The following is a 1294-nucleotide window of genomic DNA, read 5'->3' as shown; positions in this document are numbered from 1 at the left end:
CCCTCAATAACCCCCCCTGTAAGAGCGAGCCTGCTCGCGATGCTGTGTGTCAGATAAATTGATGTTTTCTGACACACCGCCATCGCGAGCAGGCTCGCTCTTACAGGGGGGGTTATTGAGGGACGCTGAGGTTTAGCGTCGGTGTCTCATCAAAGAAGTTCCAAGGCTTCAACAACACATGCACCCATTCGGTCGGCATGATCGGCCATTCCTCGGCCCGCGCGATGTGGGTGGTGCCGGTGGTCAGCCAGACCACGTCGTCGGTGTTTTCAATCGATTGGTTATCCGCAGTGAACTGCCCAAGCCCGGTGTCTTTGTCCGAACGGTTCGGGAATTTACCTTCCGGATACTTTTCCTCCGGGTTATAGCGCGTCACCCACAGTTGCTTGTCCATGAAGCTGAGGCGGTGGTAGAGCCATTCATCCTTGCCAAAGTTGGCGCCCTTGGCCACCGGATGTGTGCCGCCGGCATACGGAATCAGCTGATAGGAAACCGGGTTGCCGACTTTGTTTTCCTTGCTGAAGTTGGTCATCAGGCGCACGGTCGAAGGGTCGAACTTCTGTGCGCCCTGCTGCTCGGTGCTGACCACGTTGTGCTCGGTCTGCATCGTGCTGGTGCGCGGGCCGCCACGGTCGTTTGGCAGCACCACCGGGTTCACTTCAACCAACGAGTTGGTTTCACCGTCCACGTCCATGTCCAGGCGGAAGTTGTAGATGTGCTGGTGGGTCGTGCCGACGATGTTGTGGTCCAGCAGGGTGCCGTAGCGCGTGTCTTCCTTGGCCGTGGCGTCGTGCATGGTTTTGGACTGCACGCCTTTGACTGCTTCGATACCGGTGGCGCCGGCATCGATGCCGATGGTGCCGTTTTGCTGGAAGACCCAATCGACGATGTAATCGTAGTTGCCGACGGTGCTGATCCAGCGCACCACCAGCTCACGCCGCTCGGTGCTGAGGTTGGGCTGGCCCATTTCCTGGTGTTTGTATTCCGGGCCGGCGTAGCGTTCGAACACCGCCATGGCACGAGGAATCGACGTCGGTGCGCCGGTGTAGTCGGCAATGGTGGCGTCGAGCAGCACGGCGTTTTCCGGGGCGTCTTTGCCACGGGCAATCGGCGAGGTCAGGGTGCCCATGCCGTATTCGCCTGAATCCAGGTAAGCCTTGAAGTACCAGCCTGCGTCGGGGTCGCCGTACGGCACGATCATCCCGCCCCTTGAAGTACCAGCCTGCGTCGGGGTCGCCGTACGGCACGATCATCCCGCCCAGCGAGCCTTCGTACATGATTTTGCGTTTTTTGC

General features: G+C 59.6%; 1 pseudogene. It reads right to left on the bottom strand.

The features are described from left to right. Positions 1-112: 112 nt before the first annotated feature. A pseudogene (locus tag AC1DSG_RS31240) lies at positions 113-1294 on the bottom strand (copper amine oxidase); the annotation flags it as partial.

The organism is Pseudomonas sp. P5_A12, from assembly GCF_056400685.1.
This window is presented reverse-complemented; position numbering and strand designations above follow the sequence as displayed.